This is a genomic window from Streptomyces lonarensis, from assembly GCF_012033735.1.
Taxonomy (GTDB): domain Bacteria; phylum Actinomycetota; class Actinomycetes; order Streptomycetales; family Streptomycetaceae; genus Streptomyces; species Streptomyces lonarensis.
Genome location: NZ_JAAVJD010000051.1, coordinates 21373 through 27372 on the forward strand (window position 1 = coordinate 21373; position 6000 = coordinate 27372).

The 6000-nt window shown below is 73.0% G+C and carries 5 protein-coding genes; 1 reads left to right on the top strand and 4 read right to left on the bottom strand.

Annotated features, from left to right (window positions below; genetic code table 11):
- Window positions 1-374: 374 nt before the first annotated feature.
- The 4 genes from pstB to pstS all read right to left on the bottom strand — a co-directional run bounded on the left by pstB (window position 375) and on the right by pstS (window position 4678).
- Window positions 375-1316 (bottom strand): phosphate ABC transporter ATP-binding protein PstB, encoded by a 942-nt coding sequence (gene pstB, locus HCN56_RS09510; RefSeq protein ID WP_167969087.1) that lies wholly within the window; start codon window positions 1314-1316, stop codon window positions 375-377.
- An 89-nt stretch (window positions 1317-1405) separates the two neighbouring features.
- The gene (gene pstA / locus HCN56_RS09515; protein ID WP_167969088.1) at window positions 1406-2350 is read right to left on the bottom strand and encodes a phosphate ABC transporter permease PstA; all 945 of its coding nucleotides are present in this window, start codon (window positions 2348-2350) and stop codon (window positions 1406-1408) included.
- Window positions 2347-3357, bottom strand: coding sequence for a phosphate ABC transporter permease subunit PstC (pstC, locus tag HCN56_RS09520; protein ID WP_167969089.1), 1011 nt, complete (start codon window positions 3355-3357; stop codon window positions 2347-2349). The genes pstA and pstC overlap by 4 nt, the downstream gene beginning before the upstream one ends.
- Before the next feature lie 205 nt (window positions 3358-3562).
- On the bottom strand, window positions 3563-4678 hold the full coding sequence (pstS, locus tag HCN56_RS09525; RefSeq protein ID WP_167969090.1) for a phosphate ABC transporter substrate-binding protein PstS: 1116 nt from the start codon (window positions 4676-4678) through the stop codon (window positions 3563-3565).
- 477 nt (window positions 4679-5155) lie between these two features.
- On the opposite strand from pstS, the gene HCN56_RS27225 reads away from it, so the two are divergent.
- The coding region (locus HCN56_RS27225) for a SpoIIE family protein phosphatase (RefSeq protein WP_167969091.1) at window positions 5156-6000 on the top strand (845 nt) is incomplete at its 3' end.

The window sequence follows — 6000 nt, forward strand, 5'->3', positions numbered from 1 at the left end:
GCCGGCGACGGAGCGCATTCCCCGTGGCCCCGCATGCTGCGCCCGCGACGGGGCGCGTGACACCGCACCGGCCCGGGCCGTCGCCGCGCACCCGCGTCCGGTTGCCCTCCGCACGCGCAGGCCCCGGACGCCCTCGCACTCGCAGGCCCGCCTCCGCTGACGCCGACGGCCCCGCCGACGCCGACGGCCCCGTGGGGGCGGCGGCGCCGCCGGCCGCGGGGCCGTGTCGAGTCCGATCCGGTCGAGTCCGGTCCGGTCGCGCCTGGGACGGTCGCGCCCGGGCCGGGGCGGCGGCGCGCTGCCGAGCCGACCCGGGCGCCCCGACCCGGTCGCGACCGGACCCCGCCGGGCCCTTCCGGCCCCGGCTCGGGGTGTCAGCCGAAGCGACCGGTGACGTAGTCCTCGGTGCGCTGCTGCGCCGGGTTGTTGAAGATCTTCGTGGTGCGGTCGTACTCGACCAGCCGGCCGGTCCGCATCCCCTGGTGGTCGTCGATGTTCACGCTGAAGAAGGCGGTCCGGTCGGAGACGCGGGCGGCCTGCTGCATGTTGTGGGTGACGATCACGATGCTGTACGTGGACTTCAGCTGGTGGATGAGGTCCTCGATCTTCAGCGTGGCGATGGGGTCCAGCGCCGAGCAGGGCTCGTCCATCAGCAGCACGTCGGGTTCGACCGCGATGGCGCGGGCGATGCACAGCCGCTGCTGCTGGCCGCCGGAGAGGGCGTGGCCGCTCTCCTTGAGCTTGTCCTTGACCTCGCTCCAGAGGCCGACCCGCTCCAGTGACTGCTGCACCAGGCCGTCGAGGTCGCCGGAGAAGCCGTTGAGGCGGGGGCCGAACGCCACGTTCTCGTAGATCGACTTGGGGAACGGGTTGGGCTTCTGGAAGACCATGCCGATGCGGCGGCGGACCTCGGCGGGGTCGACGTCGGGGGCGTAGACGTTCTCGCCGTTGTAGATCAGTTCGCCGGTGACGGACGCGCCGGGCACCAGGTCGTTCATCCGGTTGAGGCACCGCAGCAGCGTGGACTTGCCGCAGCCGGACGGGCCGATGAAGGCGGTGACCTGGTGGCGCGGCACCTTCATGGTGATGTCACCGACGGCGATGAACGAGCCGTAACGGACGCTGACGTCCTGCAGGTCGAAGACGGCGTCCTGCACGGGCTCCTGCTCCTCGGCGGGCTGCGTCGCCGTGCTCTCCTCGGGCGGGGTGCCCTCCGCGGCGGCGGAGTCGGCGGCGGAGTCGGCGGCCGGGCCGGCGGCACCGGGGCCCGCGGGGGGAGCGGTGCGCTCCTCCGTCTGCGTGGGCGAAGGGGTCATGGGGTCCTCCCGGGGTTCGGGTCCGGGCGCGCGGCGCGGGGTGCGTCGCCGGCGCGCCCGGGAGGGGTGGGGTGGTGGTCGGTGCCGGGTCAGCCGAGCTTGTTGGCCCGGGAACCCACGAAGCGGGCCACCACCACCAGCAGCAGCACGATGACGAACAGCGACAGCGCGCCGCCCCAGGCGCGCTCGATGCCCGCCTCGAAGGGCTGCATGGCGCCGCTGTGGATCTGCAGCGGCACGGCGCCCTGCGCGTCGGAGAAGTAGGTGGTCACCAGGTAGCGGGAGCCGAGCGCCGTGAGGATCAGCGGCGCGGTCTCGCCGACGCCGCGGGCGACGGCCAGCATCGAGCCGGTGGCGAGGCCGGGCGCGGCGGCGGGCAGCACCGTGGTCAGCACCGTCCGGGACTTGCTGGCGCCCAGCGCGTAGCTGGCGTTGCGCCACTCGTCGGGGACGAGCTTCAGCATCTCCTCGGAGGAGCGGGTCACGATCGGCAGCATGATGATCGCGATCGCCAGGGACGCCGCGAACGCACTGAACCCGGTGTGGAAGATCGCGCCGCTGGAGATCAGCAGGCCGTACACGAACAGGCCGACGAAGATCGAGGGGATGCCGGTCATGACGTCGGTGAAGAACCGCACGAACGACGCCAGCCGGCCCCGGCCGTACTCGACCAGGTAGATCGCGGTGGCGAGCCCGAGCGGGATCGCCATGAGGATCGCGCCGACCATGATGTAGGCGGTGCCGACGAACCCGGCGCGGTAGCCGGCCTCCTCGACGCGGTAGGTCGGCTCGTCGAGGGTGAAGAAGTTCCACCCGACGGCGGCCAGACCCTCCGACGCGACCTTGAAGAGGATCAGCACCAGCGGGATGACGGCCACCACCATGGCGACGGTCAGCACGGTCAGTGCGACGCGGTTGGCGACGGCGCGCCGCCCGGCGTTGCCCTGCGTCTCGCGCAGCGGGCGGTGGCCGGTGGGGGTGGTCCGCTCGCCGGCGCCGCGCTCGGCGGGCTTCAGGTCCGAAGTGGCACTCATACGGCGGCGTCTCCCGCGACTCGGCCGATCCGCCACACCAGGAGGCGGGCGGCGACGTTGATGACCATGGTGAAGAGGAACAGCGCCACGCCGATCGCCATCAGGCCGCGCACGCCCTCGGGGGTGGCCTCCTTGAAGAGCGAGGCGATGAGGGCGGCCATCGAGTCGCCGCGCTGGAGGAGGCTGGAGTCCCAGCTCTTGGTGGAGCCGATCAGCATCATCACGGCGATCGTCTCGCCGACGGCGCGGCCGAGGCCGAGCATGCTGGCGCCGACGATGCCGGAGAAGCTGGAGGGCAGGATCACCTTCCGCATCACCTCGAAGCGGGTGGCGCCCAGCGCGTAGGCGGCGTTCTGCTGATCCATCGGGTTGACGGCGATGACCTCGCGGACGATCGCGGTGATGATCGGCAGGATCATGATCGCCAGCACGATGCCGGCGGCGAGGTAGCCGGGTCCGAACACCGGTCCCTCGAACAGGAAGAAGCCGCCGGCCCACGACTCCAGCCATTCGAAGAACGGCCGCAGCACGTTGGGCACCAGCCAGAACAGGCCCCACATGCCGAAGACGATGCTCGGCACGGCCGCAAGCATCTCCACGGTGTAGGAGAGCGGCTTGCGCAGGCGGCGCGGCGCCAACTGGTTGATGTAGAAGGCGATGCACAGCGCGAGCGGCAGCGCCAGGACGATCGCGATCAGCGCGGTGACCAGCGTGCCGTAGATGAACGGCCAGGCGCCGTACACGCCGGTGAAGTCCGCCGGGTCGTCGCTGCGCGAGCCGCCCGACACCCAGCGGTCGCCGGTCAGGAACCCGAAGAAGCCCTGGTGCTGGAAGATCGGCCACGCTTCGGTGGTGGTCCGCACGACCATGGCGGCCAGGATGATGAAGACGCTGGTACCGGTGATGGTGACGAACCAGCGGAACGCCGGGTCGGCAACGCGGCGTCGTTTGCGGGACCGCAGCCCGGGGGGCGGGTCCTGCGGCTTCTGGTCGGTGATGACCGACATCGATCTGCTCCTGCTCGTGTGGGCCGGGCCGGGCTGGGGTGGGACCGACCGCCGGTGGGCACTCCGGCGAACTGCGGTACGGCCGGCGCGTGGGCGCCGCGGCGCGGGACGTCCTTCCCCGCCTGCGGGTCGGGCGCTCCCGCCGGGGCCGGGCGTCCCACGCTGTCGTCGGTGGGAGCGCCCGGCCCGGTGCGGGGCGGCCGGATCAGCCCTCGCTGTTGGTCTTCTCGACCTCGGCCAGGACCCGCTCGGTCAGCTCGTCGCCCAGCGGCGCGTAGCCCAGCTCGTTGGCGAGCTCGTCGGCGCGCTCCGACTCCAGCGCCCAGGTCCAGAAGCCCTTGAGGATGTCGGTGGTGGCCTCGTCGTAGCCGCAGGTGTAGGTGAAGATCCAGTTGGTACCGGCGATCGGGTAGCCCTCGCCGCCGATGCCGTCGATGGTGAACTGGAAGTTCTCCGGGACCTCGGCCTCCTCGGAGGCGGCGGAGGTGGCCTCCAGCGTCGGCGCGACGGCCTCGCCGTCGGCGTTCACGACGTGGGCGACGGAGAGGCCGGCCTCCAGCGCGAACGACTGGTTGACGTAGCCGAGGGCGCCCGGGTTCTGGGAGATGCCCTGCGCGACGCCCTGGTTGCCGTCACCGCCGAGGGTGCCGTCGGCCCACTCCAGCTCCTTGGACGCGCCGTACTTGTCGGACCACGCCGGCACCTCCTCGTCGAGGTAGTTGGAGAAGACGAAGGTGGTGCCGGAGCTGTCGGAGCGGTGCACCGGCAGGATCTCCTGGTCGGGGAGTTCCATGTCGGGGTTGAGGTCCGCGATCGCCGGGTCGTTGTAGTTGGTGATCTCGCGGTCGTAGATCTTCGCGATGGTCTCGGCGTCGAGGACCAGGCCGTCGAGGGCCTCGTCGTTGAACGCGATCACCACGGCGCCGAAGACGACGGGGAACTGCACGGCGGAGCAGTCACGCGCGCCGGCCGCCTCCTCCAGGGCCTCGTCGTCCAGGTACTCCTCGGAGGAGCCGAAGGCGACCGACTGGCCGATGAACTGCTCGACACCCGCACCGGAGCCGACGCTCTGGTAGTTGATGGTGACGTCGGGCTCGACCTGCTGGGTGTACTCGGCGATCCACTCCTGGAACAGCGGGTCCGGGAAGGAGGCGCCGGCGCCGGTGACGGTGCCCGACAGGCCGCTGCCCTCGGAAGCCGCCGCGTCGCCGCTGCCGCCGTTGCCGCCGTTGCCGTTGTCGTCGCTGTCGCTGCCGCAGGCCGAGAGGGCGAGGGCGGACACCGCGGCGAGCGCGGCGGTCTTGGCGCGCCAGTTGCGCATGGGTTCTGCTCCTTCAGGAACGCCGGCCCGTGCGGCCGGCAGTGATCTGATGTGACTGCGTCGGGACGAACGTAGGAGCGCCTGGCGACCGGACGAGGTTGGCCAAGTGAACGGCGGGTGAGATACCGCTGAACCCGCGACTTCACCGGGCGCGACGCGCCCGCAAGGCGCGTGAACGGGCCGTTCCGCCTGGCGGACGGGCCCGAACGGTCCTCTGGGACCGCCGTCGTTCACCGGGGCGGACGTGCCGCGGGTGCCGCCGTGCGGGGCGGGTGCACACACCCCGTACACACGGCGGGACGGGGAAAGGGGGCGAACCGGCCGTTCCTCGCGACCGTCCCGAACCGGCCACGCCGGCGCGGCCCGGAACGGGCGGCGCGACCGGCCGCCGCCCGTGCGGCCAGGGGCCGCGGCCACGGGCTGCCGCCCGGCGCGGCCCGAGTGGCCGGGCCACCGCCCCGGGGAGACAGTGGGTACGTGGCGGGCAGTGAGGCGGACCGGGCGTGGGGCGGGAGAGGGACCTCCCTGATCCCGCTGCTGCTCCTTGCGCTGGCGGTGGCCCTCAACCCGGCCGCGCCCCCGCACATCGTGTTCACCCCCCTGATGGCCGCCGCGCCCGTCGTGGCCGCCGCCCTGCTGGGGCTGCGCGGCACGATCCTCTCGGGCATCGCGGCGACGCTGCTCGCCGTCGTGATGCTCATCTGGTTCGACGAGGCCGGGGTGGTCGAGGGCGTCGTCAAGGTCATCACCGTCTGGACGGTCTCCGTGATCGCCGTCGGGGTGAACCTCCTGGTGCGGCGCGCCCGGCGACGGATGGCGTCGGCGCGGGCGGTGGCCGAGGCGGTGCAGCGCGCCGTGGTCCGCGACCCGCCGCCGCACCTCGGCGGACTCCTCATCGCCTGCCGGTACCGGGCCGCCGTCCACGAGACCCGGATCGGGGGCGACTTCTACGGCGCCGTCACCGGCCCGGACGGAACGGTGCGGCTGGTGCTCGGGGACGTGCGCGGCAAGGGGCTGGAGGCCACCGACTCCGTCTCCGACGTGCTGGGAGCCTTCCGCGAGGCCGGCGCGCTCGAACCCGGCCTGGCCACCGTCTCCGCGCGGCTCGACGCGGCGCTGGCGCGGGCCGCCCCCGCCAGCAACGGGGAACGCCCCGGCGGTGACGAGGGCTTCGTGACCGCGGTGGTCGCCGAGGTGCGCACCCGGGGACGGGCGCCGGTGGCGCCGGCCGCGGCCGGCACCACCGCCGCGCACGGGCCGGTCGGCGCGTCCGAGGGGAAGCGTGCGGGCGGCGAACGGGTAGGCCGCCCGTCGCGGGAGGC